Source organism: Olleya sp. 1-3 (assembly GCF_002836085.1).
GTDB classification, from domain to species: Bacteria; Bacteroidota; Bacteroidia; order Flavobacteriales; family Flavobacteriaceae; genus Olleya; species Olleya namhaensis.
The window spans coordinates 88871-106288 of the sequence record NZ_PJBW01000058.1 but is presented as its reverse complement, the minus strand read 5'-3'; the positions used below and the strand labels follow the sequence as shown (position 1 = coordinate 106288).

Sequence of the window (17418 nt, the reverse complement as noted above, 5' to 3'; positions counted from 1 at the left end):
TACAATGTTGTTTAATTAGATTAAAGCATCTGTCTCTTCACACAAAACATAAGATTTAAAAATAGATTCTAGTTCTTTTTCTGGATCTTCTGTTAATCCAGCATGTGTTTTAGAACTTTGTATAATAGTACTTCTTGCGGCTGCTAGCCATCTGAATCTATCAGATACTTCAAATTGACCAATAACCCCAGCAGAAGGATCTCCTTTACAAATTAGTTCCCATGATTTTAGATAACTATTTAAAGCTTCTAAGTCTAAGTTGCAGGCAAAGGCTTTTAACTTAGCATCGCTAATTTTATATTTTACACCAACAAATTTTCTGCGTTTAGAGTATAAAATAACACCGATATTAAAAAACTCTTCACGTTCTACTTTAGGGACAAGCCTAATAATCGCGTATTCAAAAGTAACTTTATCTTGCATCTTGAGCTTCTTTAACTAGTGAGTCTATCATAGCCAGTTTGGTGTCTAGATAATCTGTATACGCGTCTCGTATTTCTGATGGTGTTAAGCTGTCACCTTCATTAATCAACCAATCCTCTGGAATAGTATTGATAATGTTTTTAATAGTGGTTTTGTCTAAAGCTTTAATTATTTCTTTTGAAGCATTTTCCAAATCTGTAGCACGACTTAAAAGGACGTGGTCTTTTATTAACGGAAATGTTCTTGTTAAATGGCTTTTCCAAGTATCCCAATTATGATGAAAATAAAAACTAGCACCATTATCTATTACCCATAATTCCTTATTCCAATTTAGAATGTTCGGGTTTTTAGAAGTGCGATCTATATTACTAATGATACTGTCTAATAAAACGACTTTAGAAGCTGTTTTAGCATCTGCAATCGACGCCAATGGATCAAAGGTTATACTACCGCTTAAATAATGTAGTCCTAGGTTTAAACCGACGCTAAACTTAAGTAGGTCTTGTATTTCTTCATCGGGTTCCATTTTACTAAACGAATCATCTAAATTCATAAAGACCAATTCGGGTACTTTTAAGCCAATAGCGCGTGCTAATTCGCCACCAATAAATTCGGCAATCAATGCTTTTTTTCCTTGACCAGCACCTCTAAATTTTAGCACGTATAAAAAGTCGTCATCTGCTTTTACAATAGCAGGTAAAGAACCACCTTCTCTTAGAGGTGTTATGTATTGTGTAACATCAACGGTTCTTATATCTAATTTACTCATTAGTAATATTATATTTTTCGGCTAATAGTTAAACCATCTCTAATAGGTAATAAAACGGTTTCGATTCTTGGATCTTCTTTTAAAAGTGTATTAAACTCTAAAACAACATTTGTAGAAACGTCTTTTGGATCCACTGGTTCAACTACTTTCCCGTGCCATAAAACATTGTCAGATAATATGATTCCGCCAGGTCTTAATTTGTCAATAATTAAATGAAAGTAATTGACGTAGTTAGGTTTGTCAGCATCAATAAATACCAAATCAAAAGATTTGTCTAGCTTTGGAAGTATATCAATTGCGCTTCCTAAATGCTGATGTATTTGCTGCCCAAATTCTGATTTATCAAAATATTTACGCTGAAAATCTTCCAACTCCTCATTAACATCAATGGTGTGTATTTCTCCTTCAGGATGTAAGCCTTCAGCTAAACACAGGGTTGCATAGCCGGTAAAAGTACCTAATTCTAAAACAGATTTAGGTTTAATTAGTTTAGAAATCATGCTTAGTACGCGACCTTGGTAAGGTCCAGACAACATAATTGGCTGTAATATTTTTTGATACGTTTCTCTAGTTAATTGTTGTAATAGCTTGGGCTCATCTTGACTGTGAGCAACAACGTAGTCGTCTAATTTTTCTGGTAAAAAATACATTATCCTAAAATACGTTTAACAAGTTTATCTTTAGCTGCTTGGTCATCTCCACATAACCATTGGATCACGTTATCCTCCCAAATAGCATCACGTTCTGTTTCTGTAATAATTTTACGTTCGATAGCTAAATCTAAAATTTTTCCGGGGTAAGAACTTTGTTTTTCGCTTTCCATTTCCCCTAAAGGGTAAGGGTCATCTAGTCCCATTAAAACCTGTTTAGAACCTTGGTTTTTTAATAATAAATCTAATCCACCAGTATCGTGTACTAAAGTGTCAAAAAAGATATTTTTATGTCCAACCGCTTTTCTTGGGTGACTTTTACCTTCAAATAAATCGGGTCTACCATCAAAACCTTGAATACGTCGTCCTAAGTTTATTTGTGCTAGTTGTCCACCATGCGCAAAACAAGTTCTCATATTTGGGTACTTATCTTGATAACCATTTAAAGTTAAAAAGTGGTAAGCATCGGCACATTGTGCTAGCATCCATATTAAGTGAAAACGCCAAGACGTGTTTTCTAGTTTTATAAACTTTTCACCATCATACGGGTGTATTTCTACAGCTAGATTATACTTGTTAGCCATTTCAAAAATAGGCTCGTTTTCTTCATCAAAAATACAACGCCAAGTTCCAATAGTATCCATGTAGTGGGTTGGTAAGCATAATAATTGCATGCCTAATTCTTCTACACAACGTTCAATTTCCCAACAGGCTCCTCTAACAAAACCAGGATGTACTACAAAACCGCAAGTAAATTTACTTGGGTTTTCACGTTGTACTTTGGCATTAAAATCGTTCTGAAATTTAAGCGCTTGCTTCATTTCTTCCACACGCAAACCGTTACCGTATAATTGCGATAAATTTAAAACAACTGCATGGTCAATTTTAAAACGTTCCATCCAAGCTAGTTTTTCATCTAAAAAGAAACTAGAATCTGTAATTGGTCTGTTCCAATCTTTTTGAAGCATAAATTTTCGGTCTTTATCGACCCAAAAAATTTCTTTGTCTTGCATAAACTGAGGGATTTCCTCTGGATATGGCAATAAGTGTGAGTGACCGTTAATTCTAAGTTTGCGTTTTTCCATATGTTTTGTCATTGCGAGTCTTAAGACGTGGCAATCTTTGTCTTAAATTATTTATTCTATTCATTTTTTGCTTGTCCAAAAAACGAACCAAAAAAAGACATCCAAGCCAAGGAATTTTTCAGTTTTAAACTGAAAATCGATACGAAAACTTCGCGTCGAACATCGTTCTCCTGATCTCGAAGCTTTTCTTTATCTATTCTTCGCCTTGGCGTTCAATTTTACAAATTGATTGGGGACTTTCAATTAAGCTAATGTTATTTTTAATCCCATCTTTGTTTTTTTTGCTAACTGCTAACTGCTAACTGCTAACTGCTAACTGCTAACTGCTAACTAGTTTTCTAACTTTACTTTTTGTGGTGGTTGCATTATAGCCGAGCAGTTTGGACATGTACGTTTGTCTAAATCGCCATAATATTTATCGAATATTTTTGGCATATCGGTTTCAATATTTTTTACTGTAAAATCTTCTTCATACAATTTAGTAGTACAATTTTCGCAGAACCAAAGTAAAGCATCTTGCACACCTTTTTCTCTTGGGTATTCAATGACTAAACCAACCGTATTTGCACCGCGTTGTGGCGAGTGCGGTACTTTTGGAGGTAATAAAAATATTTCACCTTCTTTAATATGAATGTCTTTTGGCGTACCGTCTTCAATTACTTTTAAAATAATATCACCTTCAATTTGATGGAAAAATTCAGGCGTTTCGTTGTAATGGTAATCCTTTCTATTATTTGGTCCACCAACAACCATAACAATAAAATCACCATCCTTCCAAACCACTTTGTTACCAACTGGTGGCTTTAAAAGATGTCTGTTTTCTTCGATCCAAGCTTTAAAATTTATAGGGGGAAATAATTTACTCATATTATAATATTTTGGGCGTTTCCCTAAATAGGGTCAGGCTTTACACTATATCTTTTTTTAAACTTGTTCTCGATACATTTTGTTCATACTTCACAAAACACTCGAACTGACGTTTAAAAAAGGATGTCGCTTCAAGCTTTCAGGTTCACGAAATCAATATATTTAAATATTAACCAGTGAGTAATCCTTAACGCGGATTCATCAATTCAATAAAATTAATGATAATTGAACAGATTGCCACGATTTTTTGAAAAGAAAAAATCTCGCAATGATAGATAGAATTATAATGACTTTGTTCTTCCGCCATCAACCGGAAGATTAATTCCGTTAATATAACTCGCACGTTCGCTTGCTAAAAATGTAATTGCATCAGCTAGTTCTTCAGGCTTGGCAAAACGTTTTGCAGGAACCGCACTTTTCATAGCATTTGCAGATTCTTCTTCGGTATTTCCTGTTTTAGCAGATTTGTTTTTAATAATTTCAGCCAAACGATCGGTTCCTGTTGCACCAGGTAAAACATTGTTTACCGTGATACCAAATTGACCAAGTTCGTTAGCTAAGGTTTTACTCCAATTGGCAACAGCACCACGAATGGTATTACTCACGCCAAGTCCATCTAAAGGTTGTTTTACTGATGTAGAAATTACATTTATAATGCGACCAAAGCCTTCATTTTTCATAAACGGAACTACTGCTTGTGCTAACACGTGATTACATTTTAAATGCTGAGTAAAAGCAGCTTCAAATTCGTCTACATCTGCCGAAAATACTGGCCCTCCTTTTGGTCCTCCTGTATTATTTACTAATACATGAAACCCATGATTCTCTTTTATGTAAGCTTCCACTTTTTCTTTTAATTCCTTCGGGTTAGAAAAATCGGCAACTATATAATCGTGATTTCTATGTTGAGGTAACTCGGTCAACGTAGCTTTTAACTTGTCTTCATTTCTAGCAATAAGTGTTACTTGTACACCTTCTTCAGCTAATGCTAAAGCTGTTGCTTTTCCTATTCCTGCTGTACTTCCGCAAACTAATGCGTATTTGTTGTTTAAGTCTAGATTCATGTTTTTAAACTTTATTGTTGTTGTTGTTATAGCGTATTTGGTAAGTCTGTAAACTGTTTTCTAATTTTCTGATAGATAGATTAAAACTATCAATCTCTATTTTAGAATAGTTGTAATTGCTGTCACAGAATTTTAAATAATGTTGAGCAGAGTTCCCAAAACCTTCTCTTAATATTTCTAATTCGTATATCTCAGACCAACTTACAAAAGTGTTGTCGGATAATGTAATTCCTTTATGGTTTAAAATTAATTGAGGTTTTCTATTTATTAATTTTTTAAAAGCTTGTGTTAAAATAAATAAGCAGATTATAAACAAAAATAAGCCTATCAGGAAATCTTTGTTTTTTTCTTCAAACATTAAATAAGCTCCAGAGGTTACCCCTATTGATAAAAATAAAACAATAAAAAAAGCTGTAGTAATTGAAAAGTAAATTTTTGTTTCTTGAGGTACTTTTGGATCTTCATAGACCAAGTCTTCCTGAAGAAATTTTTTATCAAGTGTATCTAAGATTATTTTGTCTTTTTTGGATCGGTATTCTGTTTTTTCAAAAGAGGTTCCGTCTTCCCAAATAAGCATGCTGCGTATGGCTTCTTTTTTTAATGCGTGCACATTTCTAACATTAGTAAATGCCCAAATGCGCCATTTTGTTATTAAAACACTCCACGTTATCCATCCTGATACAAAGCCTAAAAATATGCCAGTTAAAGTAGTCCATTCAGGTAGTAAGCCTTGCGTTGTTAGGAGTAAAGTAAGTAGAGGTATGTCAATTAAGCATAAAAACACGGGGACGTTGACCATGATTTGCCCTTTGGTAATGGCTTGTTTTACACTTATGTCTTTATTGGATTTCAATATTTTTTTTGTAAAGAAGTGATTTGTTGGGTTTGCTAAGGTGTTAAATGCTTGTTTTTTAAATAATCTAGACAAAACTTGTATGATGTGATTCTGAAACGAGTTCAGAATGACGTGCGAATAAAATTCTTTTTTTAATCTATTATAGACTTTTTTTAATAGCAGTTAATATTTTATACAAACATTTTTAGCTTCAGTAAAAAAGCGTAACGCTTCAAAACCACCTTCACGACCAACTCCAGAAGCTTTTATACCACCAAATGGTGTTCGTAAATCACGCATCATCCAAGTGTTAACCCAAACTATTCCAGCTTGTAGTTGGTTGCTCATTTGCATGGTGCGTTTTAAGTTGTTGGTCCATAATGTTGCAGACAAACCATACTTTACTTTGTTTGCCATTTGCAATACTTCGTCTTCTGTATTAAAAGGCATAATGGTAACTACAGGTCCAAAAATTTCTTCTTGATTTACTCTGCAGTCATCATTTGGTACTTCAATAACTGTTGGTTCTAAATAGTAACCGTTTTCATAACCTTTTAAAGTCACTTCATTTCCGCCACAAAGGATTATTCCGTTTTCTGTTTTGGCGATATTTATATATTCTTTTACTTTTTCTAAATGTGGTTTGGAGACTAATGCTCCAATATTGGTGGATGCTTCCGATGGATGACCAACTTTTAAAGCTTTTACTTTAGCAACAAAATCTTTCTTGAATTTCTCATAGATAGATGCTTCTACAAATATTCTACTTCCACATAAACAAATCTGACCTTGATTGGCAAAAGACGAACGTACTGTTGTGTCTAGCATATCCTCATAATCGCAATCTGCAAAAATGATATTTGGATTTTTTCCGCCTAATTCTAACGATAGTTTTTTAAACATTGGAGCTGCTACTTTTGCAATATGTGCTCCTGTTGCTGTTCCTCCTGTAAAACTAATGGCTTTTATGTCTTCATGTTCTATAATGGCTTGTCCAGTTGAACCCCCTAAGCCATGTACAATATTTAAAACGCCTTTTGGAAGACCGGCTTCGTTACAAATTTCGCCCAATAAATAAGCGGTCATTGGAGTTATTTCACTTGGTTTGGCAACAACGCAGTTTCCTGCTGCAATTGCTGGAGCGATTTTCCATGTAAATAAATAGAGAGGAAGGTTCCAAGGTGAAATACAACCGACGACTCCAATAGGTTGACGTAAGGTGTAATTTATGGCTTGTCCGATGCTTTCGTGGCTTTCGCTAGCAAACTGTGTTATGGCATTTCCGAAAAAACGAAAGTTACTTGCTGCTCTTGGTATATCTACTGTTTTTGCTAAACTAATCGGTTTTCCGTTGTCTTTACTTTCTGCTTCAGCAAAGCGTTGTAAGTTAGCTTCTAGTAACTCTGAAATCTTTATTAATATTCTACTACGCACTTCTATACTAGTTTGTGACCAACTAGGAAAAGCTGATTTCGCAGCGATATATGCGTTTTCTACATCCTCTTTTGACGAGTTTGGTATTTGTCCGTAAACTTCTCCATTACTAGGATTGTAGTTATCTATCCAATGGTTTTGAATTGGATTGTGGAATGCTCCGTTTATGTAGTTTTGAATATTCATTTATTGTTTCTTATAGGCCATAACTTTAATCTCAACAACCAAATCGGGATGCGGTAATTGATGTACGGCAACTGTAGTTCTGGTTGGTCCTGTTTCTTTATCAAAAAATTCAGCGTAAGCTTTATTATAATCTGCAAAGTCATTCATGTTTACTAAAAAGGAAGTCACATCTACAACGTCTTTTAAACTGGCGCCAACTTTTTTAAGATTGGTATCTATGTTTTTTAAAACTTCTTGCGTTTGTGTGTAGGCGTTTAATTTTTTAGTTCCCATTTCGTCAATAATATCTACTCCTGCAATGGTATTGTCTGCTCTACGTGAACTTGTTCCTGAAACAAAAATGAAATCGCCAACTTGTTTTACGTGTGGATAGGCTCCTCTTGGTGTTACTTTAGTTCCTTCGTTCATTGATTTTATATTTTTACGTCATCCTGAACTTGTTTCACGATCACATTATTTTTCTTCTTCTAATTTAAAATGTCACACTGAGCGCAGTCGAAGTGCTTTTTTTTATCCAGTATCTCGTCATTCTGAACTTGTTTCAGGATCTCATTATTCTTTCTTTCTGTTCATTTTGCCTTGATGCAAAACCCTTCGACTACGCTCAGGATAAACCAAGCCGAAAAATCACAATCAAGCCAAGGAATTTTCAGTTTTTTTTTTTAAACTGAAACCGATTTGAAAACTCCGCGTCGAACTGCGTTCTCCTGTTTTCGGAGCTTTTCTTCATCTATTCTTCGCCTTGATGTTTCAATTCTTTCGAATTGATTTTGGGACTTTTATTTCAATTAATTTTGCTCTTAAGGCCAAACTATTTTATTTTTTTTCTCACTTCTCACTTCTCACTTCTCACTATTTCAATCCTGCAACTCTATCGTCTTGTAAAATAGCTTCGGTTTCTTCCTTTACTTGTTTAAATATACTACTTAAATTATCGGTTGTGTTAATTTTTTTATCTGCTAGTAAGTTTAAAATAGCTTTGTCTTGCGCTCTTCCTTTTGTCATTGCTGTATGATATGGGATGTCTTCTTTGAAAGTTACCATTGAGTATTTTGAGAAATAATCATTTGGAAATTCTTTTTCTAAAGCCATTTCAATCGCGCGTTTTTCTTTAAAAATAGGGTTCGCAACATGATCACGCATTTCGTAATAATTGTCTATTGCTAAATCAGCAATAGCGTCTGTATCTGCTTTTCTTGTTTTTTCGTAAACCTTAAAAATGGTTTCCCAATCACCTTCGTATTGTTCTATAATACTATCAAAAACAGTGACATCCTCAAAAGAAGCGTTCATACCTTGTCCGTAAAATGGAACAATAGCATGTGCTGAATCTCCTAATAACACATTCTTGTTTTGGTAGTGCCAAGGGGAACATTTTATGGTTCCTAAAGCACCTGTTGGGTTGTTAAAAAACTCGTCTGCTATATTTGGTATTAATGCTAATGCATCTGGAAATTGTGTTGCAAAGAATTCTTTTATGGTGTCTTCTGTAGTAAGATTGTTGAAATTGTATTTGCCTTCTTCATAACTCAAAAATAGTGTAACCGTAAAGCTTCCGTCTAAATTAGGAAGTGCAATTAACATGTAGTCACCTCTTGGCCAGATATGAAGATAGTCTTTACTTATTTGATGCTTTTTTTCAGCGGAAGCGGGAATCTCTAACTCTTTATAACCATGCGTTAAGTAGTTTTGCGAGTAACTAAATAAAAATTTACGTTCTAGATAATAGCTTTTTCTTAATGAAGACCCTGCACCATCTGTACCAAAAAGCACATCGCCTTTAACTTCTGTTTCTATTTTTGTTTCATAATCGTATAACCTGGCAGTATTATTTTCGATATCAATACCGTTACATTTTTTGTTGAAATGAATAGTCAGATTATCGTACGAGTCGGCTTCAGTTAATAGCAAACCATTAAGTTCTCCACGAGAAATAGAGTTTATGTATTCGTTATCTCTTCCTGAATAATTAGAAGGAAATGTATTGCCTTCTATATCGTGTATTAAACGACCAAACATAGGTATGCATAACGGTTTTACTTTGTCTTCAACACCCGCTAATCGCATAGCTTTTAGTCCGCGGTCAGAAAGCGCTAGGTTTATAGATCGTCCTGCAGAAATATCTGTGGTACGTAAATCAGGTCTGCTTTCGTAGACGTTTACTGTGTAACCTCTTTGCGCTAAACGTAAGGCTAGGAGAGAGCCGCAAAGCCCTGCTCCAATAATTAGTATGTTGTCTTTTTTGCTCATATCAGTAGTGTTGTCTTTGACTTGGTATTAGTCTTCGTTATCCTAATCTTGATTCAGGATTTTATTATTTGTTGTTCTTTTTCTATTGCAAAATGTCACACTGAGCGCAGTCGAAGTGTTTATTTTACAATTAATTTGTCTTGATACACTATTTAGGATGCAATATCTGGTAGACATTTTATTCTAAATACAAAGCCAAAAAGCATAGCGAAAATAGGGAATTCCTGCGGAACATTTTCTTTCGGTATTATGTGCTTAAAGTTTCGCTTTGCAGCACCATACCTTTGCTCATTATTTCTGCATTTCAATGTTCAAATCTGTGAATTGATTTAGGATTTGAATATTAACTATGTTTAGTATATCTGAAATCTTAGTGTTTTTTTATTTAATTCAATATCTCTTTCAACTTCTCCACCATTCTATACACATCTTCAAATGTGTTGTATAATGGCACCGGAGCGCAGCGTATTACATCTGGTTCTCTCCAGTCGGTAATAATATGTGCTTCGGTTAATTTTGTATGTAAATTTTTGTCAGCATCTTTTACTTGAATGGATAGCTGGCAACCACGTTCTTTGGGATTAGAAGGTGTGATGATTTTGATTTTATTGTTATTCAGTTCGTTAATTAAAAACTCGAAATAACCAGTAAGTTTTTCTGCTTTTCTGCGGATGGCATCCATACCAACGTCGTTAAACATATCTAAAGATGCTTTTATAGCAGCCATGGATAAAATTGGCGGATTACTTAGTTGCCAGCCTTCTGCTCCCGGAATAACATCTAACGGTTGACGCATATTAAATCGGGTTGATTTATTATGGCTCCACCAACCAGCAAAACGTTTTAAATCTTTATTATGTGCATGTTTTTCATGGACAAAAACGCCACCTAAACTTCCTGGTCCAGAATTTAAATATTTATAGGTACACCAAGCAGCGAAGTCTACACCAGAATCATGTAACTCGGGTTTTATGTTTCCTACTCCATGTGCTAAATCGATACCTACCTTGCAGTTTTTTGCATGACCAAGTGCTGCTATTTTTTTTAAATCTAAGTATTGTCCGGTGTAATAGTTTACGCCTCCAATTAGTAATAACGCAATGTCATCCCCGTGCTCTTCAAGAATAGTTTCTAAATCTTCAATATTTAAAAGCTCTTCTCCAGGTCTTGGTTTCCATTCTATTACGCCTTCACTAGCATCAAAACCATGAAACTCTAATTGGGTTTGTACCGCATATCTATCACTTGGGAAGGCATCACTTTCTATAACAATCTTGTATTTTGTTTTTGTTGGTTGGTAAAAACTTACCATTAATAGGTGCAAGTTGGTCGTTAAGGTATTCATTATAACAACTTCAATTGGTTTTGCTCCAACAATTTTCGCCATAGATTCTGTTAAGAATTCATGATAAGGCATCCAAGGATTTTTTGCTTCAAAATGACCTTCTACACCTAGATTTGCCCAATCTTCAAGCTCTTGATTAATATAATCTTTAGTAGCTTTTGGTTGCAAACCAAGCGAGTTTCCTGTAAAGTATAACCAATCGTTTCCTTGTTTGTCTTTAGGAATATGAAATTGAGTTCTGTACTGCGACAACGGATCGTTTTTATCTTCTTGCTTAGCGTAATCTAGACCTTGTTTGTAGTTGGACACGATGTGTGGTTTTTCGGGTTTACACAAAAATAAGAATTATTAATTTAGAAATGAAGCCCAATATTACTGCATAAAAAAGGGTTTCATAAAACTAGTTTATGAAACCCAACAAAGTTATAGTGTCGCGTAAAGCGGAATTATTTTATATACGTTTGTAACCTGTTATTTAGATGTTTATTTTTCTGTTTTTATAGAAATATCAGTAAAATAAAGGTTCCAGTTGCCTTCTGATTTTTTATGATCTTTAGCTATTTTAATACCATTAAAATCTTCGTAATTCTCAAAAGACGTTATCATTGATGGTGCTGCAGCATTCCCTTTTCTAAAAATCCATTCTTTGATCATGTAGTTGTCATCATAATAAAAATCGTAAGCATCACCAGGAGTATAGCCACCAGCATTACCATAAGCTAAGGTTAATTTATTTAATGCAACTTTACTAATAGGTGCAATTTTGTTAACAGAATCGGTTATTTTGGTATCTGTATCCCAAACCAATTGGTAAGGTGCTAAAAGCCAATATTTGTCATTAATAAATCCTTGATCTGTTTGTATAGATAAGCTGTCTATTTTACCTCTATTATAATTAATGGTGTCTTGTCCAACAATTAAAGAAACTTCATTTTTTTTAGGTTTCCAAGACCAAGAGCGTTGAAAATGACTACTGTCTTTATCTACATTAAATGTAAAGTCAATTTGAGTTACTTTATCCCAGTTGCTAAGCCCATGTGCGTTTGCTATTTTATCAGCGGTAGTTAAGGTTGTAGTTTCTTTTGCTGTTTTTGTATCTGTTTTACACGAAAAACAAACCATTGTAATAAGTATAAGTAGTAATTTTTTCATCTTTTAATTTTTTGCAAATATAAGGAAGCGTTTCTGTTTAAAATAGAAATATTACATTAGTGGTATAATTAATTAGCAATGAAAACAAATTACTTCGAAATAAATAAAGCTACTTGGAATACAAAAGTTAAGGTGCACGCTACAAGTGAATTTTATAACATGGATGCTTTTAAAAAAGGAGAAACCTCTTTGAAGTCATACGAATTAAATGCTTTATGTGATGTAAATGGGAAATCACTTTTACATTTACAATGTCATTTTGGACAGGACACATTAAGTTGGAGTAGGCTAGGAGCAAAGTGTGTAGGTGTGGATTTGAGTGATGTTGGTATCGCGTTAGCAAAACAGCTAAACCAAGAGCTGGATTTAGATGCAAACTTTATATGTTGTAATGTGTTAGATACCTCTAAGTATGTAAAAGCAACTTTTGATATTGTTTATGCAAGTTATGGTGTTATTGGCTGGTTGCCTGATTTGAAACCCTGGGGTCAAATGATTGCAGATCGTTTAAATGTTGGTGGGAGTTTTTATATGGTCGAGTTTCATCCAATAATTTGGATGTTTGATTATCTAAAAAGTAAGCCTGTAATAACTTATGGTTATATGCAAGACGATGCTATTTATGAAGAATACGAAGGGACATATGCAGATACAACTTCAAAAATGATTAGTAAAGAGTATGGTTGGAATCATGGTTTAAGCGAAGTAATAAATGCTTTGACTACTGCAGGATTACACATAGAATTTTTAAACGAACATAACGAAAGTCCGTATAATATTTTGCCAGATTTAGTCGAAACTGAATCTGGCAAATATGTTACAAAAGATAAATTGTTTCCTTTAGTTTTTGAAATAAAAGCAACTAAACTTTAGTTTTTTATAATATATTTTGTGTCTACTTTTTTACCTTCTACATAAAATGAAAGTAAATACGAACCACTAGAATAGGTTGATAAATCTATTGATGACTGTCTATCGTTTATGTCTTTTGCTAATATCTCTTGACCAATTAAATTGTATAATTTAATATTGGAGATAGTAGTGTTAGACTTAAAATTGATAGTATTGTTAGCGGGGTTAGGGTAAACGCTAAACGCTAATTTATCAAATTCTGAAGTACCTAAAGTACTTGTTGTGATTTCTATATTTTGTGTTGTAGAAAAATACTTTACAGGGGCATCCGTTAAAGATGTTGGTCCAAAAGAGTAGGTCACAACGTAGTTTCCGTTATCTGAAGCTGCTAAGTCAATTTCTCCTGTTGTTTGATCTATAACTAATCCTGCGGTACTAGTATAAATTCCATTTGCTACACCTGTTGTTAACGTAGGAGTAGGGTCGCTATCCGTTGTGCTATCATACAAGGTGTTGTCGTAGTTAAACCCTGTAAAATCATCATAATGTGCAGTAACATAATCTACCAATACAGAGGCGTAGTCTTGAGCAAAATAAAATAATGTTGGACTTTTTGTATCAGTTCTGTTATAACTACCGCTACCAGCGTAAACAGATCCTAAATGGCGTACATCTCTGTTGACTTCGGTCATCATTCCGTCAACAGTTCCGCCACCACCGTTTATTGTTCCTCCACCAGAAAGTGCAGTAGATGTGCTTGAGTCTCCAGATCCATGACGTACATTACTGTAATAATCTCCTGAAAAGTATGCAGATCCATTTGGGGTTGTGTCATCACAACCTCCAGAATTGTAATTACTTGGTACAGCTCTATAGCCTACTGTTCTTCCGCACTGTTGGTAAGTACCACTACTTGTTGTATTGTAAAAATCACCACCCGTTATTTGAAAAAGTTGGCCTAAACTTTGGCTACCTCTAACTAATTGGTCTAATGTTAAGTTTTGCAGGTTATCGTTTTTTAAGTTTTCAATTGTAGAATATGCAATACTATTGCTTAATGTTCCATTATCTAAGGTAGAAGTTGATATGTTGTATCCAACATCAATTCTTTTTGGAGTATGACTTTGCCCATGTAAATCAATATAAAAGCCTTTTCCATAATCGGTCATGACTTGCATTGCAGCAGTGTCTATAAAATCATGATATGCATTAAAATAAGGCACAGTTGCAGCGTTGTTACACGTCGCAACAGACTCAATTCTATTTGGGTCTAATTTAGAACGACTTAAATTATTGATTATAATGTGAGGATATCCTCCCATTAGTGCATAACATTGTTTTTGTATTTCACGAATTAAGATGTCCGTGTTGTTGTCTTCCTCGTTAGTACCGCAACCTGATCTAGTAGGTAAATCGCTGGCAACTAGTTTTCCGCCATGTGGTGCAGATATTACTATTGGTAAATTACCAGGGATGTATTCGATGTATTGTTTGCTGTTATCTAAATATTGTGGCGTTTCAGGGACAGCGTCTGGTACAGTTTGGGCTAAAGCCGAAAGATTAAGTAATACAACAATACTAAAAAGTAAAGATTTCTTCATAGGTATAATAGTTAAATAGAGTTAGTCAGTAAATATAATTGGCTTGTAAGCAATCTAAATTACTGACTAACTACATATTAGTTTAATCGCTAAAATACAAAATTTGACCGATGAAGTGTTGTTTTTTAATGTTTATCTTTTAATAGTTCAGGCATTTTAGCTTTAAATTTATTCAATCTTGGGATAGATACATTTTGAATATAAGGATTTTCTGGGTGCAGTTTTTCGTAATTTTGATGATAATCTTCACCTATCCAAAACTTTTGAAACGGGTATACTTCTGCAGCAACTGTAGCATTCAGTTTTTCGGCTAAAGCCTTTTTCTTCTGTGTTATTATTTTCTTTTGGTCGTCATTTTGAAAGAATAGTATAGAACGGTATTGACTTCCTCTGTCTGGACCTTGTCCATTGGCTTGAGTTGGGTTTTGAGATGCAAAATAAACATCTACTAATGTTTCAAAACTAACTATTTCAGGATTGTAAATTACTTCTACAGCTTCTGCATGACCTGTTCGTCCTGTATTGCTTTGCTCGTATGTTGGGTTTTTTGTAAAACCTCCAGCGTAACCGTTTATAACTTCATCTACTCCTTTTACACTTTCGTAAATAGCTTCTACGCACCAAAAACAGCCACTTGCAAAGTATGCTTTTGCCATACCGTCTTCTAAAGGTACGCTAACAGGTGTTGCTGTTTTTAGAGCTTCTTGCTTTGGATTAGTCTGTGCTTGATTGTTGCAGCTAAACAGTATTGTTAATATTAGTAATGGGATTAATTTTTTCATTTTATTTTTCTTTTTTCAATTAGACGTTTAAAATACTCAAACCTAAATTTTAAATGTGATAAATATTTCTTAATTGTTTTAAATTTAGGGTATAAAAAAAGCCTTTACATTGTAAAGGCTTTTTTTATACGTTAGGAAATGTTTACGATAATTTTGAAAACAATTTTTCCATTTTAATTTTTTGTTCATCAGCTAAAGCTGCATCAACAAGTATACGTCCACTGTGCTCATCCGTAATAATTTTTTTACGTGCAGCAATTTCCATTTGTACTTGTGGTGGAATTGTAAAGTATGATCCTCCTGAAGCTCCTCTCTCGATTGGTACAACAGCTAAACCATTTTTTACGTTTACTCTAATGCGGTTATAAGCTTTTACTAAACGCGCTTCGATTTTTTTCTTGTAATCGTCAGCTTTTTCAATAAGTGCTTTTTCTTCTTTTTCAGTTTCTTTTAAGATAGCATCTAATTCACTCTTCTTATGTTTTAAGTGAGTTTCACGTTGCTTGTTATGCTCTTTTGTTTTAGCAATAACATCTTTTTTCTGATCTATTTGAGCTTTAAATTCTCTGATATGTTTTTCAGCTAATTCAATTTCTAACTCTTGAAATTCAACTTCTTTAGTTAAAGAGTTAAATTCTCTGTTATTTCTAACATTTTTTTGTTGCTCAGAGTATTTTTTAATTAAAGCTTTAGCTTCTTCAATTAAGTTTTTCTTAGAAGTAATATCTGCATCAACAGAACTTAAACTATCTTCTAATTTTTCTAATCTAGTTTTTAATCCTGCAACTTCGTCTTCTAAATCGCTAACCTCTAGAGGTAATTCTCCACGAACGTTTCTTATTTCGTCAATTCTAGAGTCTATTAATTGTAGATCGTATAACGCTCTTAAACGTTCTTCTACTGTTGCTTCTTTTGTCTTTGCCATATATTAAAAATACTTAACAGGATTGGTATTTGTGTTTGATAAAATAAATGCAAAATTAGGAATTTTTTTCGTAAGTATTGCTACTAAACCAGATTTTGTGTATTGTTCGCTTTCATAATGACCTATATCTGCTAATAAAATAGCGTTTTCGGCTTGAAAAAAGTCGTGATATTTTAAATCTGATGTTACAAAAGCATCCGCTCCTGCTGCTTTGGCTGCATTTATTGCGAAACTTCCTGATCCTCCAAGAACTGCAACTTTTTTTACTGGTCTATCGGATAATTTTGAGTGTCTTATTAGAGAAATGTCCATTTTTTCTTTCAAATAATGTAAAAACTCAGTTTCTGTGTGTGTTGTTTTTAGCTCTGCAATCATGCCCATACCGATATTTTGGTTGGTGTTTTCTATAGTTGTAACCTCGTACGCCACTTCGTCGTAGCTATGTGTTTCAAATAGTACTTTTAATACAGATTTCTCGACGTGTTTAGCGTAAGTAATGTTTAGTTGCGTTTCGGCTTCGCTATGATTTTCACCAATAACTCCAATTACAGGATTCGCTTTTTCTGTGGCATTGTAAGTCCCAATACCATTGACATTAAAACTGCAATTTTTATAGTTACCAATTTGTCCTGCGCCAGCGTTAAATAATGCTGTTCTTAATGTTTCAGCTTCAGCAACGGGAACATAAGTTGTTAATTTTTTTATAGTTTGCTTTTGCGGAATTAAAATACGCTGATTTATCAAGTTTAATTGATTACACATCATGGCGTTTACACCATTGTTATCATTATCCAAAGCAGTATGTATGGCATAAATAGCTATGTTATTTTTTATAGCCTTTAGAACGGTGCGTTCCACATAGTTTTTTCCTGTTAAGCTTTTTAGTCCTTTAAATATTATTGGATGAAAGCTTAAAATAAAGTTGCATTTTTTAGCAATAGCTTCATCTACAACCTCTTCTAAGGTATCCAAAGTGACAAGTACATTGGTTACTGTCGTGTTTTTATCGCCAACAAGAAGCCCTACATTGTCAAAATCTTCGGCATAGTTAAGTGGTGCTATTTCTTCTAGATGATTTATCAGGTCTTTAACTAACATACTTTTTTGTCTTTATTATTTAAAACAAATATAAAATATTTACTTTCGTTACTATTAATGTTGCTTGCATTTCATTTTTAAATTAAATGTAGCTGTTTTG

17 protein-coding genes are annotated in these 17418 nt (G+C 33.8%); 1 reads left to right on the top strand and 16 read right to left on the bottom strand.

The annotated features are described in order from the left end of the window. Window positions 1-15 precede the first annotated feature (15 nt). The 12 genes from CXF54_RS13520 to CXF54_RS13465 all read right to left on the bottom strand — a co-directional run bounded on the left by CXF54_RS13520 (window position 16) and on the right by CXF54_RS13465 (window position 12060). The gene (locus CXF54_RS13520) at window positions 16-423 is read right to left on the bottom strand and encodes a DUF3037 domain-containing protein (protein WP_090837549.1); all 408 of its coding nucleotides are present in this window, start codon (window positions 421-423) and stop codon (window positions 16-18) included. After that, window positions 413-1192, bottom strand: coding sequence for a HipA family kinase (locus CXF54_RS13515; RefSeq protein ID WP_101203921.1), 780 nt, complete (start codon window positions 1190-1192; stop codon window positions 413-415). Before CXF54_RS13515 ends, CXF54_RS13520 begins: the two co-directional genes overlap by 11 nt. Window positions 1193-1200: 8 nt before the next feature. After that, window positions 1201-1842, bottom strand: coding sequence for an O-methyltransferase (locus CXF54_RS13510; protein ID WP_101203920.1), 642 nt, complete (start codon window positions 1840-1842; stop codon window positions 1201-1203). After that, window positions 1842-2927, bottom strand: coding sequence for an amidohydrolase family protein (locus CXF54_RS13505; RefSeq protein WP_099570469.1), 1086 nt, complete (start codon window positions 2925-2927; stop codon window positions 1842-1844). Before CXF54_RS13505 ends, CXF54_RS13510 begins: the two co-directional genes overlap by 1 nt. 330 nt (window positions 2928-3257) lie before the next feature. Next, complete coding sequence (locus tag CXF54_RS13500) at window positions 3258-3794, bottom strand: 3-hydroxyanthranilate 3,4-dioxygenase (RefSeq protein ID WP_101203919.1); 537 nt, start codon at window positions 3792-3794, stop codon at window positions 3258-3260. Between the two features lie 281 nt (window positions 3795-4075). Next, window positions 4076-4858 (bottom strand): SDR family oxidoreductase, encoded by a 783-nt coding sequence (locus CXF54_RS13495; protein ID WP_101203918.1) that lies wholly within the window; start codon window positions 4856-4858, stop codon window positions 4076-4078. Between the two features lie 4 nt (window positions 4859-4862). Continuing rightward, complete coding sequence (locus CXF54_RS13490) at window positions 4863-5786, bottom strand: hypothetical protein (protein WP_101203917.1); 924 nt, start codon at window positions 5784-5786, stop codon at window positions 4863-4865. A 90-nt stretch (window positions 5787-5876) separates the two neighbouring features. After that, window positions 5877-7313 (bottom strand): aldehyde dehydrogenase, encoded by a 1437-nt coding sequence (locus tag CXF54_RS13485; RefSeq protein WP_101203916.1) that lies wholly within the window; start codon window positions 7311-7313, stop codon window positions 5877-5879. Then, the gene (locus tag CXF54_RS13480) at window positions 7314-7721 is read right to left on the bottom strand and encodes a RidA family protein (protein ID WP_090837535.1); all 408 of its coding nucleotides are present in this window, start codon (window positions 7719-7721) and stop codon (window positions 7314-7316) included. A gap of 444 nt (window positions 7722-8165) precedes the next feature. Next, on the bottom strand, window positions 8166-9563 hold the full coding sequence (locus CXF54_RS13475) for an FAD-dependent oxidoreductase (RefSeq protein ID WP_101203915.1): 1398 nt from the start codon (window positions 9561-9563) through the stop codon (window positions 8166-8168). 385 nt (window positions 9564-9948) lie between these two features. Next, window positions 9949-11217: a kynureninase gene (kynU, locus tag CXF54_RS13470; RefSeq protein ID WP_101203914.1), complete on the bottom strand. Its 1269-nt coding sequence runs from the start codon at window positions 11215-11217 to the stop codon at window positions 9949-9951. A gap of 174 nt (window positions 11218-11391) precedes the next feature. Next, entirely contained in the window at window positions 11392-12060 is a 669-nt protein-coding gene (locus CXF54_RS13465; RefSeq protein ID WP_090837529.1) for a hypothetical protein, read from the bottom strand. Window positions 12061-12138: 78 nt separating this feature from the next. Here CXF54_RS13465 and CXF54_RS13460 point away from each other — a divergent pair, with 78 nt between their 5' ends. Continuing rightward, a complete protein-coding gene (locus CXF54_RS13460; protein ID WP_101203913.1) occupies window positions 12139-12933 on the top strand; it encodes a class I SAM-dependent methyltransferase in 795 nt (264 codons plus the stop codon). Here CXF54_RS13460 and CXF54_RS13455 read toward each other — a convergent pair. The 4 genes from CXF54_RS13455 to CXF54_RS13440 all read right to left on the bottom strand — a co-directional run bounded on the left by CXF54_RS13455 (window position 12930) and on the right by CXF54_RS13440 (window position 17318). After that, window positions 12930-14513, bottom strand: coding sequence for a T9SS type A sorting domain-containing protein (locus CXF54_RS13455; protein ID WP_101203912.1), 1584 nt, complete (start codon window positions 14511-14513; stop codon window positions 12930-12932). The genes CXF54_RS13460 and CXF54_RS13455 overlap by 4 nt on opposite strands. 125 nt (window positions 14514-14638) lie before the next feature. Beyond that, on the bottom strand, window positions 14639-15295 hold the full coding sequence (msrA, locus tag CXF54_RS13450; protein ID WP_090837524.1) for a peptide-methionine (S)-S-oxide reductase MsrA: 657 nt from the start codon (window positions 15293-15295) through the stop codon (window positions 14639-14641). Window positions 15296-15437: 142 nt separating this feature from the next. Further along, window positions 15438-16220 (bottom strand): zinc ribbon domain-containing protein, encoded by a 783-nt coding sequence (locus tag CXF54_RS13445; protein WP_090837522.1) that lies wholly within the window; start codon window positions 16218-16220, stop codon window positions 15438-15440. Window positions 16221-16223: 3 nt separating this feature from the next. Beyond that, window positions 16224-17318 carry a Nif3-like dinuclear metal center hexameric protein gene (locus CXF54_RS13440; protein ID WP_101203911.1) on the bottom strand — a complete coding sequence of 365 codons (1095 nt, stop codon included), beginning with the start codon at window positions 17316-17318 and terminating at the stop codon, window positions 16224-16226. Window positions 17319-17418 lie beyond the last annotated feature (100 nt).

Bases quoted from the DNA above. Each gene is read 5' to 3' on its own strand.
- CXF54_RS13460 (WP_101203913.1), top strand. From the start codon at position 12,139: ATGAAAACAAATTACTTCGAAATAAATAAAGCTACTTGGAATACAAAA.
- CXF54_RS13480 (WP_090837535.1), bottom strand. From the start codon at position 7,721: ATGAACGAAGGAACTAAAGTAACACCAAGAGGAGCCTATCCACACGTA.
- CXF54_RS13485 (WP_101203916.1), bottom strand. From the start codon at position 7,313: ATGAATATTCAAAACTACATAAACGGAGCATTCCACAATCCAATTCAA.
- CXF54_RS13520 (WP_090837549.1), bottom strand. From the start codon at position 423: ATGCAAGATAAAGTTACTTTTGAATACGCGATTATTAGGCTTGTCCCT.
- CXF54_RS13495 (WP_101203918.1), bottom strand. From the start codon at position 4,858: ATGAATCTAGACTTAAACAACAAATACGCATTAGTTTGCGGAAGTACA.
- CXF54_RS13505 (WP_099570469.1), bottom strand. From the start codon at position 2,927: ATGGAAAAACGCAAACTTAGAATTAACGGTCACTCACACTTATTGCCA.
- CXF54_RS13445 (WP_090837522.1), bottom strand. From the start codon at position 16,220: ATGGCAAAGACAAAAGAAGCAACAGTAGAAGAACGTTTAAGAGCGTTA.
- CXF54_RS13440 (WP_101203911.1), bottom strand. From the start codon at position 17,318: ATGTTAGTTAAAGACCTGATAAATCATCTAGAAGAAATAGCACCACTT.
- CXF54_RS13515 (WP_101203921.1), bottom strand. From the start codon at position 1,192: ATGAGTAAATTAGATATAAGAACCGTTGATGTTACACAATACATAACA.
- CXF54_RS13465 (WP_090837529.1), bottom strand. From the start codon at position 12,060: ATGAAAAAATTACTACTTATACTTATTACAATGGTTTGTTTTTCGTGT.
- CXF54_RS13500 (WP_101203919.1), bottom strand. From the start codon at position 3,794: ATGAGTAAATTATTTCCCCCTATAAATTTTAAAGCTTGGATCGAAGAA.
- msrA (WP_090837524.1), bottom strand. From the start codon at position 15,295: ATGAAAAAATTAATCCCATTACTAATATTAACAATACTGTTTAGCTGC.
- CXF54_RS13475 (WP_101203915.1), bottom strand. From the start codon at position 9,563: ATGAGCAAAAAAGACAACATACTAATTATTGGAGCAGGGCTTTGCGGC.
- CXF54_RS13510 (WP_101203920.1), bottom strand. From the start codon at position 1,842: ATGTATTTTTTACCAGAAAAATTAGACGACTACGTTGTTGCTCACAGT.
- CXF54_RS13455 (WP_101203912.1), bottom strand. From the start codon at position 14,513: ATGAAGAAATCTTTACTTTTTAGTATTGTTGTATTACTTAATCTTTCG.